The 20,329-nt window shown below is 72.3% G+C and carries 23 protein-coding genes; 7 read left to right on the top strand and 16 right to left on the bottom strand.

Annotated features, from left to right (window positions below):
* Window positions 1-25 precede the first annotated feature (25 nt).
* The 10 genes from AC07FK_RS10050 to AC07FK_RS10005 form a co-directional block, all read right to left on the bottom strand.
* Complete coding sequence (locus AC07FK_RS10050; protein ID WP_479104213.1) at window positions 26-478, bottom strand: gas vesicle protein K; 453 nt, start codon at window positions 476-478, stop codon at window positions 26-28.
* Window positions 475-759, bottom strand: a complete 285-nt coding sequence (locus tag AC07FK_RS10045; RefSeq protein WP_479104211.1) for a gas vesicle protein — start codon at window positions 757-759, stop codon at window positions 475-477. Before AC07FK_RS10045 ends, AC07FK_RS10050 begins: the two co-directional genes overlap by 4 nt.
* Window positions 756-1,610: a GvpL/GvpF family gas vesicle protein gene (locus AC07FK_RS10040; RefSeq protein WP_479104210.1), complete on the bottom strand. Its 855-nt coding sequence runs from the start codon at window positions 1,608-1,610 to the stop codon at window positions 756-758. The genes AC07FK_RS10045 and AC07FK_RS10040 overlap by 4 nt, the downstream gene beginning before the upstream one ends.
* Entirely contained in the window at window positions 1,607-2,191 is a 585-nt protein-coding gene (locus AC07FK_RS10035; RefSeq protein ID WP_479104208.1) for a gas vesicle protein, read from the bottom strand. The genes AC07FK_RS10040 and AC07FK_RS10035 overlap by 4 nt, the downstream gene beginning before the upstream one ends.
* A 27-nt stretch (window positions 2,192-2,218) precedes the next feature.
* Window positions 2,219-3,376: an SRPBCC family protein gene (locus tag AC07FK_RS10030; RefSeq protein WP_479104206.1), complete on the bottom strand. Its 1,158-nt coding sequence runs from the start codon at window positions 3,374-3,376 to the stop codon at window positions 2,219-2,221.
* The gene (locus tag AC07FK_RS10025; protein WP_479104204.1) at window positions 3,376-3,990 is read right to left on the bottom strand and encodes a hypothetical protein; all 615 of its coding nucleotides are present in this window, start codon (window positions 3,988-3,990) and stop codon (window positions 3,376-3,378) included. The genes AC07FK_RS10030 and AC07FK_RS10025 overlap by 1 nt, the downstream gene beginning before the upstream one ends.
* Window positions 3,987-4,235, bottom strand: a complete 249-nt coding sequence (locus AC07FK_RS10020; RefSeq protein ID WP_479104202.1) for a gas vesicle protein GvpG — start codon at window positions 4,233-4,235, stop codon at window positions 3,987-3,989. The genes AC07FK_RS10025 and AC07FK_RS10020 overlap by 4 nt, the downstream gene beginning before the upstream one ends.
* A 27-nt stretch (window positions 4,236-4,262) precedes the next feature.
* Entirely contained in the window at window positions 4,263-4,976 is a 714-nt protein-coding gene (locus AC07FK_RS10015) for a GvpL/GvpF family gas vesicle protein (protein WP_479104200.1), read from the bottom strand.
* Window positions 4,977-4,979: 3 nt separating this feature from the next.
* Window positions 4,980-5,423: a gas vesicle structural protein GvpA gene (locus tag AC07FK_RS10010; protein WP_453405131.1), complete on the bottom strand. Its 444-nt coding sequence runs from the start codon at window positions 5,421-5,423 to the stop codon at window positions 4,980-4,982.
* A gap of 91 nt (window positions 5,424-5,514) precedes the next feature.
* The gene (locus AC07FK_RS10005) at window positions 5,515-5,844 is read right to left on the bottom strand and encodes a gas vesicle protein GvpO (protein ID WP_479104198.1); all 330 of its coding nucleotides are present in this window, start codon (window positions 5,842-5,844) and stop codon (window positions 5,515-5,517) included.
* Window positions 5,845-5,986: 142 nt separating this feature from the next.
* Here AC07FK_RS10005 and AC07FK_RS10000 point away from each other — a divergent pair, with 142 nt between their 5' ends.
* The 3 genes from AC07FK_RS10000 to AC07FK_RS09990 all read left to right on the top strand — a co-directional run bounded on the left by AC07FK_RS10000 (window position 5,987) and on the right by AC07FK_RS09990 (window position 9,346).
* Window positions 5,987-6,472 (top strand): Lrp/AsnC family transcriptional regulator, encoded by a 486-nt coding sequence (locus AC07FK_RS10000; RefSeq protein WP_479104196.1) that lies wholly within the window; start codon window positions 5,987-5,989, stop codon window positions 6,470-6,472.
* 267 nt (window positions 6,473-6,739) lie between these two features.
* Entirely contained in the window at window positions 6,740-7,618 is an 879-nt protein-coding gene (locus AC07FK_RS09995) for a D-alanyl-D-alanine carboxypeptidase family protein (protein ID WP_479104194.1), read from the top strand.
* A gap of 114 nt (window positions 7,619-7,732) precedes the next feature.
* On the top strand, window positions 7,733-9,346 hold the full coding sequence (locus tag AC07FK_RS09990) for an alpha-amylase family glycosyl hydrolase (RefSeq protein ID WP_479104192.1): 1,614 nt from the start codon (window positions 7,733-7,735) through the stop codon (window positions 9,344-9,346).
* Here AC07FK_RS09990 and AC07FK_RS09985 read toward each other — a convergent pair.
* A complete protein-coding gene (locus AC07FK_RS09985; protein ID WP_479104190.1) occupies window positions 9,343-10,527 on the bottom strand; it encodes a zinc-dependent alcohol dehydrogenase in 1,185 nt (394 codons plus the stop codon). The genes AC07FK_RS09990 and AC07FK_RS09985 overlap by 4 nt on opposite strands.
* 160 nt (window positions 10,528-10,687) lie before the next feature.
* Between AC07FK_RS09985 and AC07FK_RS09980 the strand changes: the two genes are divergently transcribed.
* Complete coding sequence (locus AC07FK_RS09980) at window positions 10,688-10,960, top strand: WhiB family transcriptional regulator (protein WP_479104189.1); 273 nt, start codon at window positions 10,688-10,690, stop codon at window positions 10,958-10,960.
* 125 nt (window positions 10,961-11,085) lie between these two features.
* Here the strand turns inward: AC07FK_RS09980 and AC07FK_RS09975 are convergent, their stop codons facing one another.
* From AC07FK_RS09975 to AC07FK_RS09965, 3 genes are all read right to left on the bottom strand, one after another.
* A complete protein-coding gene (locus AC07FK_RS09975) occupies window positions 11,086-11,637 on the bottom strand; it encodes a DoxX family protein (protein ID WP_479104188.1) in 552 nt (183 codons plus the stop codon).
* 42 nt (window positions 11,638-11,679) lie between these two features.
* A complete protein-coding gene (locus tag AC07FK_RS09970) occupies window positions 11,680-12,102 on the bottom strand; it encodes a secondary thiamine-phosphate synthase enzyme YjbQ (protein WP_479104186.1) in 423 nt (140 codons plus the stop codon).
* A gap of 157 nt (window positions 12,103-12,259) precedes the next feature.
* Window positions 12,260-12,550, bottom strand: a complete 291-nt coding sequence (locus AC07FK_RS09965; RefSeq protein WP_453405122.1) for a hypothetical protein — start codon at window positions 12,548-12,550, stop codon at window positions 12,260-12,262.
* Window positions 12,551-12,625: 75 nt separating this feature from the next.
* Here AC07FK_RS09965 and AC07FK_RS09960 point away from each other — a divergent pair, with 75 nt between their 5' ends.
* Entirely contained in the window at window positions 12,626-13,876 is a 1,251-nt protein-coding gene (locus AC07FK_RS09960; protein ID WP_479104185.1) for an NAD(P)-binding domain-containing protein, read from the top strand.
* Window positions 13,877-13,920: 44 nt separating this feature from the next.
* On the opposite strand, the gene mltG is transcribed toward AC07FK_RS09960, so the two are convergent.
* Together mltG and AC07FK_RS09950 are read right to left on the bottom strand one after the other, a co-directional pair.
* On the bottom strand, window positions 13,921-14,742 hold the full coding sequence (gene mltG, locus AC07FK_RS09955) for an endolytic transglycosylase MltG (RefSeq protein WP_479104183.1): 822 nt from the start codon (window positions 14,740-14,742) through the stop codon (window positions 13,921-13,923).
* A gap of 172 nt (window positions 14,743-14,914) precedes the next feature.
* Entirely contained in the window at window positions 14,915-16,726 is a 1,812-nt protein-coding gene (locus AC07FK_RS09950) for an ABC transporter ATP-binding protein (protein WP_479104182.1), read from the bottom strand.
* Window positions 16,727-16,852: 126 nt separating this feature from the next.
* Here AC07FK_RS09950 and AC07FK_RS09945 point away from each other — a divergent pair, with 126 nt between their 5' ends.
* Complete coding sequence (locus tag AC07FK_RS09945; RefSeq protein ID WP_479104180.1) at window positions 16,853-17,305, top strand: MarR family winged helix-turn-helix transcriptional regulator; 453 nt, start codon at window positions 16,853-16,855, stop codon at window positions 17,303-17,305.
* A 15-nt stretch (window positions 17,306-17,320) separates the two neighbouring features.
* Complete coding sequence (locus tag AC07FK_RS09940) at window positions 17,321-20,251, top strand: FAD-binding and (Fe-S)-binding domain-containing protein (RefSeq protein ID WP_479104178.1); 2,931 nt, start codon at window positions 17,321-17,323, stop codon at window positions 20,249-20,251.
* The last annotated feature ends 78 nt before the right edge of the window (window positions 20,252-20,329 follow it).

Genomic DNA, 20,329 nt, shown 5'->3' with positions numbered 1-20,329 from the left:
CGCCCGCAAGCCCTTTCGTACGCCGTCACGCGGGCGGCTCGGCGGGTGGGAGGAGGGTGCCCAGGGGGCCCAGGTCCAGGTTGAGGTCCTGCATGGTCAGGCCGTAGCGGGAGCAGAGGTCCGTCATGCGGTCGTGGAGGAGCATCAGCGTCATCCCCAGGCGCTCTTCCTCGTCCTCGGTGAGATCACCCGCGTCCACACGGTGCATGGCCTGGCGCTCCATCAGCTGACGCAGGAGTTCGACGAGCGTGAGCACCAGTTTCATCAGGTCCCGTTCGACGGTGTCCGGGTCGGTGTTGATCCGGGCGCTCGTCCGGTGGGCCCGCTCGTGACCCGGCCGGGGCAGGTCCTGCGGAGCGGCGGGGAACAGGCGGAACGCCCGGCCGGCCGCGTCGGCCACCTCGTCGTAGCGGCTGCGGGCGTCCGATGCCCCGCGTGCGTCCCGGGGGTCGGGGGCGTCCCGGGCGTCCGGTGTCATGGCGGGAGGGGCCGGTCGCCCGGCGGCAGAGCGGGGACGGGGCCACCGCCGGGCCAGGGCGCCGGCATCTCGGCGGAGATGGAGGTAATGAGTGAGCGCAGGGAGATGCGTACGAGATCGATGTCGGCGATCGACAGCGTGATGTCACCCGTGATGACGGCCCCACCGGTGAGCAGGCGGTCCAGCAGGTCGATGAGCGCGACCTGGCGGTCGGGCAGCGGAGGGCGTTCCAGCGGGCCGGGCTGCGCCGGGCCGGGCACGGGGCGGCCGGCCGTGGTCACGTCATCACCGCCCGGTCCTGCGCGCCGCTGTCGTCCGGCCCGGACGCGGCGAAGGAGTACGGCGCCCACGGCCCGGTGATCTCGACGCGGATGGCGCCGGACTCCGCCGCGGCCCGTTCGACCGCGAGCCGGAAGTCGTCGGCCCGTTCGCGCGGCACCAGGTAGGCGTCGTTGACGATGTTGTCGCCGGAGCCGGCGGCCAGCGGGCCCTGCTGCGGACGGTGGCGCGCCTGCTCGACGGCGTGGGCGCGGGCGGCTGCCTCAACGCGCTCGGCGGACTCCGCGGCTGCCCGGATCGCGTCCTGGCGGGTGTCGCGCTCCCGGTGGCGGCCGCGCAGGTAGGCGCGCCCGGGGCTCAGTTCCGCCCCGGGGGCGGGAGGCGTGGGGGCTGCCGGTTCCTGCGGCGGTTCGAAGTACACCTTGACTCCCCATTCCACGCTGTCGGCCAGGCGGGCGAGGCGGCGCTCGAACGCGGTGCGGTCGGCCGTGATCATGGCGCGGACGCGGTCGTCGTCGCGGTAGATGGTCGCCAGCCGCAGCGGCAGGACGGCGCCGCCGGCCGCAACGGCGTCGATGACGCCGTGGTGCGCCCGGGCCACCGCCTCCAGCCAGGTGAGGTCCTCGAAGTGGGCGGCGAGGGGCTCGGCCTCGAAGTCGCCGGCCGGGACGTCGCCGGCGATGGCCGCCGGTCCTCCCCCTTCTCCGGTCACCAGCCGCACCGGCGCACCGGCGACGCCCCGCAGGGACGCCACCGTCTCCCGCAGCCCGTCCCGCGGGGCCGCCACGCCGTACACATACGTCACGGTCGTGGTGGTCTCCGTGGGCGCGCCGGGGGGAGTGGCGCCGGTCATCGGTCGGTCCTCGGCAGCCGCTTCTCACCGGGGCGGGCGGGCTTGGACGGAGCCGCCTTGCGCCGGGGCCGCTCGGGCGTCCGCTCCGGCGCGCCCTCCGCCGTGCGCTCGGGCGCCCCTTCCGGCGTGCGCTCGCGCGCCCGTTCCGACGTCCGTTCCGGCGCTCCCTCCGACGTCCGCTCAGAGGGCCGCCGCTCGACCGTCCGCTCGACGCGCCGCCGGTCGGACGGCGGAAGTGCCCGGGCGTCGCGCAGGGCGGCGATCTCCTCGCGCAGCAGCCGGTTCTCCTCGGCCAGATCGCGGGCGCCGCCCTCGGCGCGGGAGGACAGGGACGGATCGTGTTCCCACCAGTCGATGCCCATCTCCTTGGCCTTGTCGACCGAGACCACGAGCAGGCGCAGCTTGACGGTGAGCAGCTCGATGTCGAGGAGGTTGATCTGGATGTCACCGGCGATCACGATGCCCTTGTCCAGTACGCGCTCCAGGATGTCGGCCAGGTTGGCCGACGTGCCCTGGCCGTACGGGGCAGGGGTCGCCCGTGACGAGAAGGAGCCCAGGTTGCCTGTGGCTGGTTCGGTCACGTCCGTTCGACCTCGATCCGACGTTGCTCAGCGCCGGCCGGCGGCGCGGCGGCGCGGGCGTTCGTCCTCGGACGGTTCTTCCTCCTCGTCGTACGGCTCCTCGTCGTAGGGCTCTTCCCCGGAGTCCCCGTCCCGCGCCCCGCCGGCCCTCGCGGGCTCGTCCTGGGGCGCCTCCTCGTCCTCCCAGTCCTCGTCCTCCTCGTCCTCGCCTTCGTCCCAGTGGCCGTCCTGGCCGTCCTGGCCCTCTTCGTCCCCCTCGTAGTCGTCGTCCGCCTCGCGGTCGTCCTCCCCGCCCTCCTCGTCGCGGTGGTCCTCCCCGTCGCCGTCCTCGTCCTCCGCGCGGCGCTTCTCCTTCTCTTCCTCCTCGACGGCCTCGTCGTGCTCACGCACCACCTCGCCGTCGCGGATCTCGCCGCGCCAGCCCTCGGCCGGCTCGTCCTGCATGGTGACGAACTTGCGGAACAGCTTGAGGTCGAGGCGCAGACGGCGGCCCTGGGCGCGCCAGATGTTGCCGGTCTTCTCGAACAGCCCCTTCGGGAAGTACTCGACCACGACGAGCACCTTGGTGAGGTTGTCGTCGAGCGAGTGGAAGGTGACGGCGCCCTTGGTCGTGCCCTTGGCTCCTTCGGAAGACCAGGCGATGCGTTCGTCCGGCACCTGTTCGGTGATCTTCGCCTTCCAGCTGCGGTTGGACTTGGCGACCTTCACCTGCCAGTTGGAGGTGGTGTCGTCGGCCCGTTCCACATTGACCGCGCCCTTGGCGAAGCGGCTGAAGTGCTGGAACTGGGTCCACTGGTCGTAGGCCTGCCGCACGGGGACGCCGACGTTGATGTCCTCGATGATGACGACGCTCTTCGTCCGGGTCTCGCCCTTGCCGCCCTTGTGGCCTCCGAACAGACCTTTCACCTTGTCCTTCAGACCGCCGACCATGTGGGAGACCCCCATTCCGCCCGCGACCCGGGCGGGGGACTTGCCCTCACTGAGCTGTTTGCCGCCCTTGGCCAGCATGGAGAGGGTGTCGCCGACGGAGCCTCCGGGTTCGGCCAGCTGCTTGGTGGCCTCCCCCAGGCGCTCGCCCATGGAGGCCACGGTCCGCTCGGCCCGGGCCTGCAGATACTGCTGGAGCTCTTCCATCAGCCGATTGCCCGCTTCGCCGGCAAGACCCGTCTTCTTGGTGTCGGCCATCACTCCGACCTCCTCTTCGTGCCGCCGCCGGTGCGTTCACCGCTCTGCGCGGAGGGGGTTGCCGGCTTCCTCCTGCCCGCCGACTTGGCGGCCTTGCGGGCCGGCACCTTGGCGGGCTTCTTGGCCTCCGGCTCGTCCTCGGACGCGGCGTCCCGCTCCCCTCCGGCCTCGGCGTCCCGCTCCGTTTCCTCCTCCGGCTCTTCCGGTTCCTCCGCCGACTCCTCCGGCTCCTCCGGTTGCTCCTCCGACTCCTCAGGTTCCTCCTCCGACTCTTCCGGCTCCTGCGGCTCCTCCTCCCCCGTAACCGTCCCGAGGGTCTTGGACGTCTCCTTCCGCAGGCCCACCGTGCGCTCGTGGAGGGTGTCGGCCAGCCTGCCCGTCACCGCGTCCACGGCGGCGGAGGACGCCTCCTTGCCCGCGTTGAGCAGGTCCTTGCGCACCTGCTCGCCGACGGCGTCCATCACCGGTGAGCCGACGAGCGCGGAGGTGAGCTTCTTCGTGTCCACGTTTCTCTTGATCGCCCAGGCCCCGACGGCCAGAGCGAGTTTCCCGTTCTTCGTCCGTCCCAGCAGATAACCGCCGAGCAACGCCGCACCTGTTGTCGCCTTGTTCATCGTGGGTTCTCCCTATAGCGGCGGATTTCCTCAAGCCGCTCCAGCAGCTCGTCCTCACGCCGGTCGAACGTCTCCTCGTCGATCCGGCCGGATGTCAGCGCCTCTTCCAGTTCGGCGAGTTCCCGCATTACGGGCCCGGGGTCGTAGAACTCCTGCTCGGCGGCGCGCGCCACCTGCTCCACCACCCACCCGGCGCCCCGCACGGGGGCCAGCGGAAAGGTCAGAATTTGAGTCAGCAAGCCCATGGCCACATCTCCCGGGCGACGAGTCGGTCAGACGAAGCTGTACGGCGGCAGAGGCCCGTGGAGGCGGAAGGCGAAGTCCTCACCACGCCGGTCGGCGAGGTCCTTCTGCGCCGTCATGAACTCGTTCTGACGGGCCTGCTCCACCAGGAACGAGACGCTGACGAAGTCGTCGCCCGTCGGCTCCGACGTCCTGACGTCCCGTGCCAGCGGCCGCAGCGCGTCCACGGTCTGCGCGGCGAGCACCTCGTGACGCCGCTGGACCTCCCCGGCGACCAGTTCGCCGAGCGCCATCCGCAGGTCCTGACCGCCCCGGCCCGCCCGGACGTCGTCGTTCAGCCGGCGCGCCTCCTCCGACTCGAGAAGGACGTCCCGCAGCAACGCCTCCTCGGCAACGGACGCCTTCAGGTGGAACTCCACACAGCCGTCCAGCTCCGACAGCCGCTCCAGGTAGGCGTCGGCGCTCTCGTCCAGCACCCGCAGCACCGCGTCGTCGTCGGGCGCGAGGGCCCCGAAGCGCAGCGGCAGCACGCTTCCGTCGGCCATCAGTCGCTCCAGAACGGATTGGTGCGCCAAAACGTCGCGCCGCTTGGCCTTCAGCCCCTCCGGGGCGTCGCTGACGACCGCGGCCAGCGACCGGCCGTCGACCGTACGCAGCTCCTCCGGGGGATCTCCGACGCCGGCCAGGCCGTCCAGGCGCAGCGGATGGGCCTCGGCCGTGATCGCGTAGACATAGACCGCCATGGCTCACTCTTCCCGGTGCCGGGAAGGGCGGCGCGAGGGCCGCGACCTCTCCCGCTCCTCGGCCGGCTCGCGCTCTTCCTCACGGCCCTGGTGGAGCGAGTCGGTGAACGCCTCCACCGCGCCCGTGAGGGCGCCCTTGCTCTTGCCCTTGGCCCCACCCTCGGTGACCTGGCCCACGACGTCCGTCAGCTGGCTCGGCGCCTTGCGCCCCGTCTCCAGGTCGAGCCGGTTGCAGGCCTCGGCGAAGCGCAGGTAGGTGTCGACACTGGCGACGACGACACGGGCGTCGATCTTCAGTATCTCGATGCCCACCAGCGAGACCCGGACGAACACGTCGATGACGAGTCCGCGGTCCAAGATCAGTTCCAGTACGTCGTACAGCGACCCGGAGCCGCCGCCACCGCCCTGGGCCACGCCGCCTCCGCCGCCTTGCGGCACCACAGTCATGGCGCCTCCCTTCGTGAGCGGCGCCGCATCCGGCGCACGCCCTGTCCCGCTGTGTTCACCTGTACGGCACCGCCGGCATGCGGCCGGGCACTCAGGCCCGTCGGTCGGTCTGACCGCGCGTGTACCGGCGGATCCGCTCGTACGACATGAGTTCGCCGTCCGCGTCGAGCGTGACCCGGTAGCTGGCCATCACGCTCGTCGTCTCGGGGATGCGCTCCAGCTCCAGCACCTCGACCTCGGCCTCCCACCCGTCGTCGTCGGTGGGACGCACCGCCGACACGGATTCGGGGGCCCTGCCCAGCAGGCCCTCCAGCTGCTGCGTCGCCGAACGCATCGCCCGGGGCGCCGAGAGCCGTTTGGGACGCCCTTCGCGTTCTCGCTCGCGGGGCCGCTCTTCGTCTTCGTCGTGATCCCGGGCCATGTTCTGCCTAAGCAAGTTGAAGTAGTACATACGACGCTAATTTGCATCCTATCGGACACAGTGGATCGGTCGCGCGGTGGGAGGCCGGCGGCTCTGTAGGGTCTACGGCCGGACAGCAGGCCCAGAAGGAGACCGACGGAACATGGCAGTGGACGAGCTCGACACCCGCATCCTGCGGCTGCTCATCGAGCAGCCGCGCACGAGTGTGCGCGAGTACGCCCGTCTCCTCGGCATCGCCCGCGGAACACTCCAGGCCCGCCTCGAGCGGCTGGAGCGCGACGGCGTGATCACCGGCACGGGCCCCACCCTCTCCCCCGCCGCCCTGGGCCACCCCGTGCTCGCCTTCGTCCACGTGGAGGTCACGCAGGGGCATCTCGACGAGGTGGGTGACGCGCTGGCGGCCGTGCCCGAGATCATCGAGGCGTTCTCCATCACGGGCGGCGGCGACCTGCTGACGCGGGTGGCCGCGCGGGACGCCGGACACCTGGAGGACGTCATCCAGCGGCTGATCCAGATTCCCGGCGTCGTACGGACGCGCACCGAGGTGGCCCTGCGCGAACGGGTGCCGCACCGGCTGCTCCCGCTCGTCGAATCGGTGGGGCGTTCGGCCTCCGCCGCGCAGCGCTGACCTCGGCAGCCCTCTTGTCCCGTGCGCGGGAGGCGAGTTCGGGCCACAGGACACCCGGGAGCCGCCGCGGCCGGAACCGGGCCAGGGGCCCCGCGCGTCTTCCCCGGACACGCGGCGGGGCGGGACCGGTCACCACAACTTCACACACACCCCACCGTTCCCCCGCCCCGTACCTGATGCGAACATGCCGTTCGACATTGTTTGCGCAGTTGATGAAACGGAGAGCGATACGTGAGATCAGGGGGCACAGCAGTCCGCCGATGGGGGATGACGCTGGTCGCGTCGACGGCGGCATTCGCGGTGATCACACCGACGGCGACCGCTCAGGCGGTCACCGGTCCCACCGTCAGCGCCAAGGGCGCGTTCCTGCTCGACAGCAAGCCCAACAGGACGCTGTGGAGCAAGTCCGCCGACACGAAGCGGCAGATGGCCAGCACAACGAAGATCATGACGGCCGTCGTGGTGCTGGAGACGAGCGGGGTCAACCTCAACAAGCTGGTCACCGTCAAGCAGAGTTACCGCGACTACGTCGCCCGTAACGGTGCGAGCACGGCCGACCTCAAGCGGGGCGACAAGCTCACGGTGCGTCAGCTGCTGTACGGGCTGATGCTGCCGTCCGGCTGCGACGCCGCGTACGCCCTCGCCGACACGTTCGGCACGGGCACCACCGAGACGGCCCGCAAGAAGTCGTTCATCTCCAAGATGAACAAGAAGGCCGCCTCGCTGGGCATGACCAACACCAAGTACGACTCCTTCGACGGCATCTCGGCGGCGGGCAACAACCTCACGACGCCCCGGGACTCGGCCAAGCTGGCCCGTCGCGCGCTCGCGAGCTCGACCTTCGGGACGGTCGTCAAGGCCAGGAGCACCAAGCAGACGGCCACCAACGGCCGGGTCTACACCTGGTACAACACGAACCAGCTGCTCGGTTCGTACAGCGGCGCCATCGGCATCAAGACCGGTACGGGCTCCGTCGCCGGTCCCTGCCTGGTGTTCGCCGCCAAGCGGGGCGACCGGACGGTCGTGGGGGTCGTCCTGAACGACGCCAACCGCTACACGGACGCCAAGAAGATGCTCGACTGGGCGTTCAACACCCGCACCACGATGAAGCTGCGTACGCTCCCCTCGGGCGCACAGCAGGACTAGTCACGCGCGGTTCACCCGCAGTTCCGACGCCCCGGCCGGATACTTCCCGGCCGGGGCGTCGCGGTGTCATGGTCGGTGTCGGCGTACTGACCACGAGGGAAGGAAGCCCGACGCATGACATCGTTCCAACCCGCCCCGGCCTGGCTGGCCGACGCCGTCTTCTACCAGATCTACCCCCAGTCCTTCGCCGACTCCGACGGCGACGGCATCGGGGACTTCAACGGCATCGCCCGACACCTCGACCACCTCGCCTGGCTGGGCGTGAACACCGTCTGGCTGAACCCGTGCTTCGCCTCGCCGTTCCGCGACGCCGGTTACGACGTCAGCGACTACTTCGCGCTCGCCCCCCGCTACGGCACGGACGACGACCTCGCCGCGCTCGTCGGGGAGGCACGCCGCCACGGCATCCGCGTACTGCTCGACCTGGTCGCCGGGCACACCTCCGACCAGCACCCCTGGTTTACCGCCTCGGCCGACGACCCCGCCGACGACCGCTACATCTGGACCGACGGCACCGAGCCGCCGCCGGCGGGCTTTGTTGCCTCGCCCGGCACCCGCCCCGGCGCGTACCTGCCGAACTTCTTCGACTCCCAGCCGGCCCTCAACTTCGGCTACGCGCGCGGGAATCCGGCTGAGCCCTGGCGCCGGCCCGTCGACGCCGAGGGCCCCCGCGCCAACCGCGCCGCCCTGCGCGAGATCATGGACCACTGGCTCCGCCTGGGCCTGTCGGGCTTCCGCGTCGACATGGCCGCGTCACTCGTCAAGGACGACCCCGGCCGGGTGGAGACGTCCCGGATCTGGACCGAGGTGCGCCACTGGCTGGACGCCGCTCACCCCGACGCGGTCCTGCTGTCGGAGTGGGGCGACCCGGCCGTGTCCGTATCCGCGGGTTTCCACGGCGACTTCTTCCTCCAGTTCGGCGGCCCCGCCGAGGGCCGGCCCCTGCGTTCGCTGTGGAACAACCGGCACGGCACGGACAGCGACGACTGGGACCCCGTGGACTGCTTCTTCGATCCCGAGGGCAAGGGCTCGCCGCGCCCGTTCGTGGAGGCGTGGCGGGAGGCGGCCGACATCGTCGCCGGGCGCGGTTTCGCCGCCCTGCCCACCTCCAACCACGACTTCGCCCGCCTCAACTGCGGTCCCCGCACGCCGGAGCAGCTCCCCGCCGCGTTCGCCTTCCAGCTCACCTGGCCGACGCTGCCCGCCATCTACTACGGCGACGAGATCGGCATGCGCTTCGTTCCCGGCCTTCCGGACACCGAGGGCAGCGTGCTGGGGCCGCGCTACAACCGCGCGGGCTCCCGTACGCCCATGCAGTGGGACGCCGGCCCGGGGGCCGGTTTCTCGACCGCCCCGCCCGAGCGCTTCTACCTGCCCCTCGACCCGGACCCGGACCGGCCCGCGGTGGCCGCGCAGCGCCGGGACGAGGGCTCGCTGCTGCACCTGGTCCGCCGTCTGGTCGCCCTGCGCCGGGCCACCCCGGAGCTGGGCAGCGCGGGGACGGTGGCCGTCCTGCACGACGGCCACCCCTTCGTCCACCTGCGGGGCGGGCGCTACCTGGTCGTCGTCAACCCGCGCCGCGACGCGGCCGCCGTCGCCGCGCCCGCCGCCGTGCGCGGCGGGTCGCTCCCCCGGCCTCTGGAGGTCTCGGGCGTACGCGTCGACGAGAAGGCCGTCACGGCCGACGGTTTCGGGTACGGCGTCTTCGACCTGGGCCCGCACGCCTAGGGCTTGAGCAGCGTCTTGACCATGCCGTCCCGCTTCTCCTGGAACGTCTCGTACGCCTGCGGCGCGTCCGCGAGCGGCAGCGAGTGGGTGGCGAATCCCTCGACGCCCAGCGGGTCGGCGTCGTCGAGCAGCGGCAGGATGTCGTCCACCCAGCGCTTGACGTTGGCCTGACCCATCCGCAGCTGGATCTGCTTGTCGAAGAGGGTGAGCATGGGCATCGGGTCCGCCATGCCGCCGTAGACGCCGGACAGGGAGATCGTGCCGCCCCGGCGCACCACGTCGATCGCGGTGTAGAGGGCGTGCAGGCGGTCGACTCCGGCGTTCTCCATGAGCCGCCGTCCGACGGCGTCGGGGAGCAGGCCGGTCATCCACTGGGCGGCCTTGGCGACGGGCGCGCCGTGGGCCTCCATGCCGACGGCGTCGATCACCGAGTCGGTGCCCCGCCCGTCGGTCAGGTCGCGGATGGCGTCGGGGAGGTCCTTCCCGTAACTGCGCAGGTCGAGCGCCTTGACGCCGCGGCCCGCCGCGCGGCTCAGCCGTTCGGGCACCAGGTCGACGCCGATGACCAGGCTCGCGCCCCGGTGCAGGGCGATGCGGGCGGCCATGTCCCCGATGGGGCCGAGACCGAGTACGGTCACCGTGCCGCCGGGCGGGATCGCGGCGTACTCGACGGCCTGCCAGGCGGTGGGCAGCACGTCGGAGAGGTAGACGAAACGCTCGTCGGGCGGCCCCTGCGGCACCTTGATCGGCAGGCTGTCTCCGAACGGCACACGGAGGAACTCGGCCTGTCCGCCGGGGACTTGACCGTACAGCTTGGTGTATCCGAAGAGCGACGCGCCCGTGCCGCGCTCCCGTACCTGGGTGGTCTCGCACTGCGAGTGCAGGCCCTGTTGGCACATGAAGCAGTGCTGGCAGGAGACGTTGAAGGGGATCACCACCCGGTCTCCCGGCGTCAGGGCGGAGACCCCCGAGCCCACTTCCTCGACGATGCCCATGGGCTCGTGGCCGAGGATGTCTCCCGCGTCCAGATAGGGGCCGAGGACCTCGTACAGGTGCAGGTCGGAGCCGCAGATGCCGGTCGAGGTGACGCGTACGATCACGTCGGTCGGGTCCTTGATCTGCGGGTCGGGCACCGTCTCCACCCGTACGTCCCGCCGTCCGTGCCAGGTCAGTGCGCGCATCGTGGTCTCCTCGTCGCCGGGTCTCTACGACGTTCCGGGTCCCCCCTGCGGGCGTCGTCATTCGACGTGGTCACAATCCCTACGATCACACGGAGCCCGTTCCGCTGCGCGATGTGCGAGAACCGGTTTGGCTCCGGACGGCAAGGGCACCCGGCGCCCCATGGATGTGCTCCCGCTGGACGAGAGGTGGTTGAGCGCGGCGGCCTGCGCGGACACCGACCCGGAACTGTTCTTCCCCGTCGGGGTCAAGGGACCCGCGCTGGACGAGCAGGCCGCGGCCAAGGAGGTCTGCGGACACTGCCCCGTGACCCGGCAGTGCCTCGCCTACGCCGTGCGCTCCGGACAGCGCTCCGGGGTGTGGGGCGGCCTGGGCGAAGAAGAACGCCTGCCGCTGCACCGGGCGAGAGCGCGGGCCCACGGGAAGGCGGGCTGAGCGAGCGCGGTGGCCCGCAGCCGGCGCGGGGCAGGGCCTCGTTCGCGCGGATACTCGACCGACCTGCGGGGCCCCGGTCGCGGGAGGTGTCCTCGGTCGGCAGGGCCCCGGTCGCGCGGGTGCCCTCAGCCGACGGGGAGCCGGTCGCGTACTGAGCCGGCCGCCGACTGCACGCTCTGCGCCGCCCCGGAGACGGCGGATTCCACGTCCCGCCGGGCGCGGCGGGCGCTGCGGCGGCCGGAGGAGGCGGCCGACCGGGACCGGTAGGCGAGCGACGGCTTGCCGTGCGTGTCGGCGGCGGCGAGCAGCAGCCCGCCGAACAGCGACATGTTCTTGACGAACTGAACGCGCTGACGGTCCCGTTCGTCGGGGTCCTCGGTCTTCCACCAGGCGTGACCGGCGAGCGTCGTCGGCACGAGCGTGGCGGCCAGCGCGAGCGCCGAGGCGCGCGGGAACCGGCCGATGGAGAGCAGGAACCCGGCTCCCAACTGGACTGCGCTGTTGAGCTGTACGAGCCGCTCCGTGTCGTCCGGGAGCTGCGGGACCCGTTCCGCCACGGGCTGGGCCACCGGGTCGGCGGCGGGTGCCACGGAGCGCGGGTCGCGCAGGGTACGGAGTCCGCCCGAGACGAAGACGGAGGCGAGTAGGGGGCGCGCGGCTTTCCTCAGAATAGGCATGCCGACCGCGTGCCCCGAGTCGGCGCGCTCACGCCTCCCGCCTCAGCCGAGGAAGCTCAGGCGCACCTGACGGTCCGGATTGTCCTTGTTGGTGTCGACGAGGCAGACGGACTGCCACGTGCCCAGTTCCAGGCGGCCGCCCACGACCGGCAGGGTCGCGTGCGGAGGCACCAGCGCAGGGAGCACGTGGTCGCGGCCGTGGCCGGTGGAGCCGTGGCGGTGCTGCCAGCGGTCGTCGGCGGGGAGCAGGGTGTGCAGCGTGGCGAGGAGGTCGGCGTCGCTGCCGGCACCGGTCTCCAGGACCGCGATGCCGGCCGTGGCGTGCGGGACGAACACGTTGAGCAGACCGTCCCGGCCGCGCGCCGCCTGTTGCAGGAACTCTTCGCACTGCTGCGTCAGATCGGCGACGGTCTCGCCGGAGCCGGTGGTGACGTTCAGGATGCGGGTGGTGAACACGTCGGACATGCCTCCATCATGGCCCACCGGCCGCCCCGGACGGCGGGGCGGCGCGGGTCCCGGTTCCCGCGGCGGGGCGGTGGGCCGTACGGAGGGGGCGGTACGCCGTACGGGTGGGCGGCTGGGGCCGGCAGGCGGGCGGCGGGCGGTACGGGGTGGTCCGGTCCTACGCGCCCGGCAGGGTGTCCAGGTCCGGCTGGACCTCCACCGTGCATTCGGCGTCCTCCGGGCCCACGCCCTCCGCGTCGCGCCACACGCAGATGCGCACGTGGTGGACGCCGGAACCCTCGTGATCCCACTCCGTCGCAAGGTCACGCACCACCACCGCGGCCACGAACTCGGCGTCCTCGGGTTGGGTGGCGGTGGTGATGGTGCCTCGGTAGCGGGCGCCGAGGGGGCGCCATCCGGCGCTTCCGGCTGGGGCGTCCACGCGGTACACGTATGCGACGGGCGTCATTCCGGCACCGTACCCGCATCGCCGGGAATTACGTGGGGCGGGAAGATCCGCACCCCGCCTCCTGTTAGTAGAAACATGAACGATTCTGCGGTGCGGGAAGTGGACGTCGTCGTCATAGGCGCCGGCCAGGCGGGCCTGTCCAGCGCCTACCACCTGCGGCGCGCGGGCCTGGAGCCCGGACGCGACTTCGTCGTGCTCGACCACTCCCCCCGGCCGGGCGGCGCGTGGCAGTTCCGGTGGCCGACCCTGACGTACGGCAAGGTGCACGGCATGCACGCCCTGCCGGGCATGGAACTGACCGGCGCGGACGCGAGCCGCCCCTCGTCGCAGGTCGTCGCGGAGTACTTCGCGGCGTACGAGCGGGCCTTCGGCCTGCGGGTACGGAGGCCCGTGGACGTGCGGGCGGTCCGCGACGGCGAGGGCGGGCGGTTGCGCGTGGAAACGACGGCGGGCGTCTGGTCCACGCGCGCGCTGATCAACGCGACGGGCACCTGGGACCGGCCGTTCTGGCCCCGCTACCCCGGGCAGGAGACCTTTCGCGGCCGGCAGCTGCACACGGCGGACTACCCCGGGCCGCAGGCGTTCGCGGGACAGCGGGTGGTCGTCGTGGGCGGGGGGACCTCCGGCGTGCAGCACCTCATGGAGATCGCCGCCGTCGCGGCCGGGACGACGTGGGTGACGCGGCGCCCGCCGGTCTTCCGCGACGGCCCGTTCGGCGAGGACGAAGGGCGGGCGGCGGTCGCGCTCGTCGACGAGCGGGTACGGCGCGGGCTGCCGCCGCAGAGCGTGGTGTCGGTGACCGGACTGGCCGTCACCGAGGCCGTCGCGCGGGCCCGCGCACAGGGGGTGCTGGACCGGTCTCCGATGTTCGACAGGATTACGCCGGACGGGGTGGCCTGGGCCGACGGGCGCATGATGGACGCCGACGTCATCCTGTGGGCCACCGGGTTCCGCGCCGTGATCGGCCACCTCGCGCCGCTCGGGCTGCGCGAGCGGGGCGGCGGCATCAGCGTGGAGGGCACGCGGGCCACCCACGACGCGCGCGTACACCTGGTGGGGTACGGCCCGTCGGCCAGCACGATCGGAGCGAACCGCGCGGGGCGGGCGGCCGTACGGGAGATCATGCGCCTGCTGGAGCGGCCGACGGCGGCGGGCACCGCGGCCCCGGAGGCGGGGGCGCCGGGAGCAGCAGCCGGGGCCGGGACGTCGTCGGAGGCCGGGGCGCCGGGGGCTCGGATCGTGGTCCCGAGGGCCGGGGCGGAGGCGCGGGAAGCGGCGGCGGGCTCCGTCGCCGCGGCGGGGGAACCGGTTTCCGTCGGCGGGTAGGTGTCCCGGGCGGCGAGGGCTCAGCCGCCGTTCTTGGCCACGCTTCAGCCGCCGTTCTTGGCGACGCTCCTGCGGTTCGCGTTGAACTCCGCGACGTTCCTGCGCTGTTCGGCGTAGCTGTCGGTGAAGCGGGTGTCCCCCGGCGCGACGGTGACGAAGTACAGCCACTTCCCCGGCGGCGGGCTGAGCACCGCTTGCATCGCCTCGCGCCCCGGGTTGCCGATCGGCGTCGGCGGGAGACCGGCGCGCTCGTACGTGTTGTACGGCGAGTTGATCTTCGTGTCCGCGTGCGTGGTGTCGAGGGTCGAGCGCTTGAGGGCGTAGTTGAGCGTCGAGTCCATCTGGAGCGGCATGCCCAGCGCCAGCCGGTTGTCGATGACGCGCGCGACCTTCCCCATGTCCGAGGCCGTGTCGGCCTCGGCCTGCACGATGCTGGCGATGACGACGTCGCGGTAGGCCGCGGGGGTGACACCGAAGTTCTTGCCCGCCGTGTCGACCATGTAGGCGAGCAGACCGGCCGGCGTCGTCTTCTCGTCGACGGGATACGTGGCCGGGAAGAGGAAGCCCTCCGGGTTGCCCCTGGCCGCGGGCGGCAGTTTCAGCCGCGCCGCGCCCGCCGCCTTCTCGGTGGTCGTGGGAGCGACGCCGAGCGCCTTGTCGACCGCGGCGTACACCTGCCTGGACCGCCAGCCCTCCGGGACGAGCAGGCTCCGCGGCTCGCGTTTCCCGTCCCGGAGCAGCAGCAGGGGTACCAGGACCGCCGCGGTCGCCACCGTGACGGCCATGACGATGATCAGCAGCAGCCGGCCGCGGCGCGTGAGACGGGCCCCGGGCGCGGGCCGCTTCGGTGCGGACTCGTTCTCCATGCGGGCACGCTAACCCGCCCCGGCCACCGTTCACGGGAGCCGGCGGGGTGCGCTCGCCGATCCCGGGCGGGCGAACGGACGAACAGGGGGTAGGCCGTTCGCTCGAACGGCCGCACGGCACCCGGAACCGCTTCTCCCCCGTACCAGGGGAGGGCCGGCCGCCGTGTGACGCTCAGCTGACGGCGGGCGACAACCGCGCGTCCCGCCGCACGAGCGCCGCGTACCGGCCGTCCCGGGCGAGCAGTTCCTCGTGCGTCCCGCGCTCGACGGTCTGTCCGCCGTCGAGAACGACGATCTGGTCCGCGTCCCTGACCGTGGAGAGCCGGTGCGCGATGGTGATGGTCGTGCGGCCCGCCGAGAGGGCGTCGATGGCCTGCTGCACGGCGTGCTCGGTACGGGTGTCGAGCGCGCTCGTGGCCTCGTCGAGGATGAGGACGGGCGGGTCGCGCAGAATGGTGCGGGCGATGGCCAGGCGCTGCTTCTCGCCGCCGGAGAAGCGGTATCCCCGCTCGCCCACCAGGGTGTCGTACCCGTCGGGCAGTGAGGCGATGTGGTCGTGGATCTGCGCGGCCTCCGCGGCCGCGCGCAGCTCCTCGTCGGTCGCGTCCGGCTTGGCGAAGCGCAGGTTCTCGGCGACGGAGGCGTGGAAGAGGTACGTCTCCTGCGAGACCACGCCGACGGCGCGGGCCAGGGTGTCGAAGTCCAGGTCGCGCACGTCGACGCCGTCGAGGGTGACGCTGCCGTCCGTCACGTCGTACAGCCGGGGCACCAGGTAGCTGAGGGTGCTCTTGCCGGAGCCCGTGGAACCGACGATCGCCAGGCTGCCGCCCGCCGGCACGGTGACGTCGATCCCGGTGAGGGTGGGCCCGTTCTTCTCGTCGTACGCGAAGTGCACGTCCTCGAACCGCACTTCGCCGCGGATCTTCTCCAGCCGGACCGGCTTCTCGGGCTCCGTGATGTCCACCGGCAGGTCGAGGTACTCGAAGATCCGCTGGAAGAGCGCGAGGGAGGTCTGCATCTGCACACCGGTCGACAGGAGGCTCACGGCGGGCCGGAAGAGGCCCTGCTGGAGCGAGACGAAGGCGACGAGTGTGCCGAGGGAGACGGCCGCCCCGCCGGTCTGCATGGTGAGCCCGGCGGCCCAGTAGATGACTGCGGGCATGGCGGCCATGACGATGCCGATGGTGGACATCCGCCAGCGCCCGGCCATGTTGGAGCGCACTTCGAGGTCGACGAGGCGCTCCGACTCGTCGGCGAAGGACTTGGTGAGGGAGTCCGCGCGGCCCATCGTGCGGCCGAGCAGGATGCCGCTGACGGACAGCGACTCGGTCACGGTGGCGGCCATCGAGGCCATCTGCTTTTGGCGCTGCGTGGTGATCTTCTTGCGCTCGCGGCCGACCCGGCGGCTGATCCACACGAAGACCGGCAGCAGGACGAGGGACACGACCGTCAGCCGCCAGTCGAGCGCCAGCATGGCGACGACCGTGGCCACGACGGAGGTGAGGTTCGAGACCAGCGAGGTGGCGGTGGAGGTGACCGTCGCCTGCATGCCGCCGATGTCGTTGGCGATACGGGACTGCACCTCGCCGGTGCGGGTCCGGGTGAAGAAGGCGAGCGGCATGCGCTGCAGCTGGGCGTAGACGGCGGTGCGCAGGTCGTGCATGACGCGCTGGCCGACCGTCGTGGAGATCAGGGTCTGGAGCACGCCGAAGACGCTCGTCACCACGGCGGTCAGGATCATGCCGAGGGCGAGCAGGCTCAGCAGCCCCGTGCGGCCCTGGGGGATCGCGGTGTCGAGGATCTCCCTGAGCATGAAGGGGGAGGCGACGGCGACCAGGGAGGAGGCGGCGACGAGCAGGCCGACGACGGCCAGTCGGCCCCGGTAGGGCCTGAAGAGCCTGAGGATGCGGCGCACCTGCGCGGGCTCCTCCGGCTGGGCGGGATCGCGGGCCGGCGGTGTCCACGTGGGCCGGTCGGGATGCATGGGCTCCTTCGGAAGGGTGAGGCGGCGGAAGGTCGGAGACGACGGGTTCTGGCAGCCTAGCTCATTGTTACCTCTACTCACAATGATCGTGTTCACAATGAGCATGGTCCTGATATCGTTCCCGGTATGACCACCTCAGACGCCGACGGCCTGCTGGCCGAGCAGCTCCTGCGCCTGACGCGCCGGCTTCACCGGATCCAGCGTCAGCAGATGGAGCCGATCGGCATCACTCCCGCCCAGTCGCGCCTGCTGCGCACGGTGTCGCACTACGACCTGCACGACGAGCCGCCCCGGATGGCCGACCTGGCCAGGCGCCTGGAGGTGGTCCCTCGCGCCGTGACGACGCTGGTCGACGGCCTGGAGGCGAGCGGCCGGGTACGCCGCGTACCCGATCCGACCAACCGGCGCGTCATCAGGATCGAGCTCACCGACACCGGCCGCGCGACGCTCCGCGCGTTGCGCAGCGCGCGGAGGGACGCCGCGGAGGACATCCTGGCTCCGTTGGACGCCGATCAGCGCGAGGTGCTCGGCGGTCTGCTGTCCGCTCTGGTCGACGGGATGCCGGAGCGCCGCTGCTGAACCGAGGGGGACCGGATGCCGCTGCTGGAGCCCGAGCCCGGGGCGCCGCGCCCCGCCGTCCCGCCCGCTTCCGCGCCCGACCGGGTGCCGGACGCGCTGGCCGGCGGCACACCCGAGCCGCTGCGGAGCGAGCTGATCGCGCTCCTCGGGCCGGACAAGGTGCTGTGGAAGGTCTCCGACCTCGCGCGGTACGCGTCGGACGCCAGCCCGTACCGGTTCGTCCCACGGGTCGTCGTGGTGGCCGAGGACATCGACGACGTCTCGGCGGTCCTTTCGTACGCCCGCGGCAGGGGCCGCGAGATCGTCTTCCGGGCTGCGGGCACGTCGCTCAACGGCCAGGCCCAGGGCGAGGACATCCTCGTCGACGTACGCCGGCACTGGGCGGGCGTCGAGGTCCTGGACGGCGGCGCGCGCGCCAGGATCCGGCCGGGCACCACGGTCGTACGGGCCAACGCCGCCCTGGCGCGTCACGGCCGCGTCCTGGGCCCCGATCCGGCGAGCGCAATCGCGTGCACGATCGGCGGCGTCGTCGCGAACAACGCGTCGGGCATGACGGCAGGCACCACCCACGACTCCTACCGCACGGTGGCGTCCCTCACCTTCGTCCTGCCCAGCGGCACGGTCGTCGACACGGCGGACCCGGCGGCCGACGAGCAACTGGCCCGCGCGGAGCCGCGGATGTGCGCGGGACTCATGGCGATCAAGGCCGAGATCGAGACGGACCCGGAGCTCACGGCCCGCATCCGCGCCAAGTACGCGATCAAGAACACCAACGGCTACCGGCTCGACGCCTTCCTCGACGGCACGACGCCCGTGCAGATCCTGCGGGGGCTGATGGTCGGCTCCGAGGGCACGCTCGGCTTCCTCTCCGAGGTCGTCTTCGACACCCTGCCACTCGACCGCGTGCTCTCGGCGGCGCTGCTCTTCTTCCCGACGCTGTCCGCCGCCGCTGACGCCGTCGCCCGCTTCGGCGACGCGGGGGCCGTCGCGGTCGAGCTGATGGACGGCAACACGCTGCGCGCCTCGGTGAGCGTCGCGGGCGTGCCGTCCGACTGGGCGCGGCTGCCCCGGGAGACGACGGCGCTGCTGGTGGAGTTCAGGGCTCCCGACGCGGCGGCTCTCGGGGCGTACGAACGGGCCGCGGACGAGGCGCTGACGGGGCTCGAACTCGTCGCTCCGGTCGCTTCGGTGACCAACGCGTTCACCCGGGACACGCGGACGATCGCGGGGTACTGGACGGCCCGCAAGGCGTTCGTCGCGGCGGTCGGCGGAGCCCGCCCCGCCGGTACGACCCTGATCACGGAGGACTTCGCCGTACCCCCGTCGCGGCTCGCGGAGGCCTGCGAGGCGCTGCTGCGGCTCCAGGAGCGGCACGGGTTCGACGCCGCGGTGGCCGGTCACGCGGCGCACGGCAATCTGCACTTCCTGCTGGCCTTCGACGCCGCAGACCCCTCGGACGTCGCGCGCTACGCGTCGTTCATGGACGCGTTCTGCCGGCTCACGGTCGAGCGCTTCGACGGTTCGCTCAAGGCCGAGCACGCCACCGGCCGCAACATCGCGCCCTTCCTGGAGCTGGAGTGGGGGCCGAGGGCGACGGAACTGATGTGGCGTACGAAGCGGGTCGTCGACCCCGGCGGCGTGCTCGCTCCGCGCGTCGTCCTGGACCGCGACCCCGGGGCGCACCTGCGCGGCCTGAAGACCATCCCCGCCGTCGAGCCGGTCGCCGACCCGTGCATCGAGTGCGGCTTCTGCGAACCGACGTGCCCCAGCGCCGACCTGACGACCACGCCGCGCCAGCGCATCGTGCTGCGCCGGGAGATGATGCGCCAGGAGCCGGGTTCGCCGGTCCACAAAGGGCTGCTCGACGCGTACGGCTACGACGCGGTGGACACGTGCGCCGGCGACTCGACCTGCCGGCTCGCCTGCCCCGTCGGCATCGACACCGGCGCGCTGATGCGGGACTTCCGCCACCGCCGGCACTCGCCGCGCGAGGAGCGCGTCGCCGCACTGGCCGCCGAGCACTTCGGGGCGGTCGAGGCGTCGGCGCGTCTCGCCGCGGCCGCCGCGGACCGGGCCGGCGACCGGCTGGTCCGGGCGGTCACGGGCCTCGCCCGCAAGGCCGTGCGCCCCGGCCTGGTGCCGGAGTGGCTTCCGCAGCTTCCCGGCGCCGCCGCCCGGCCCCTCCCCCGCACCCGGCGCACGGACGCGCACGCCGTCTACTTCCCGGCCTGCGTCAACCGCGTCTTCGGTGAGCCGGAGGGCTACCGGGGGCCGGCTCTCCCCCGGGCGGTCGTCGCCGTGTCGGAGCGCGCCGGAAAGCCGGTGTGGATTCCCGGCGACGTCACGGGAATCTGCTGCGCGACGATCTGGCATTCGAAGGGGTACGAGGCGGGCAACGCCGTCATGGCGAACCGTGTGGTCGAGGCCGCCTGGGGCTGGACTGCGGGCGGCATCCTGCCCCTGGTCGTCGATGCGTCGTCGTGCGCGCTCGGCCTGGCGCACGAGGTGGTGCCGTACCTCACCGCCGCCAACCGGGAGTTGCACGCGGAGCTGACCGTCCTCGATTCCGTCGTCTGGGCCGCCGACCACCTGCTCCCCCGCCTTCGGGTCCGGCGCCGGGCCGGTTCCGCCGTCCTCCATCCGACGTGTTCCATGCGGCACCTGGGCGACGAGGCGGCGCTGCACACGGTCGCGGAGGCATGCGCGGAGGAGGTCGTCGTGCCGGACGACGTACGGTGCTGCGCGTTCGCCGGCGACCGGGGGATGCTGCACAAGGAGCTGACGGAGTCGGCGACGGCGCGCGAGGGCGCGGAGGTCGGGGCCCGCGCGTACGACGTGTACCTGTCCGCGAACCGGATGTGCGAGGTGGGCATGGAACGCGCCACGGGACGCGCCTACCGGTCGGTGCTGCTGGAACTCGAGCGGGTCACGCGCCCGTCGAACTGACGGTACGTCAAACTCGTGCACTGGAAGTCGAATTGGTGCGGTCACGTCTCTGGGAAGTGACCGACCCCCGCGTTACCC

Source organism: Streptomyces sp. NPDC046122 (genome assembly GCF_056429965.1).
The sequence above is the reverse complement of the archived record's forward strand: the minus strand, read 5'-3'. Positions and strand labels throughout refer to the sequence as shown.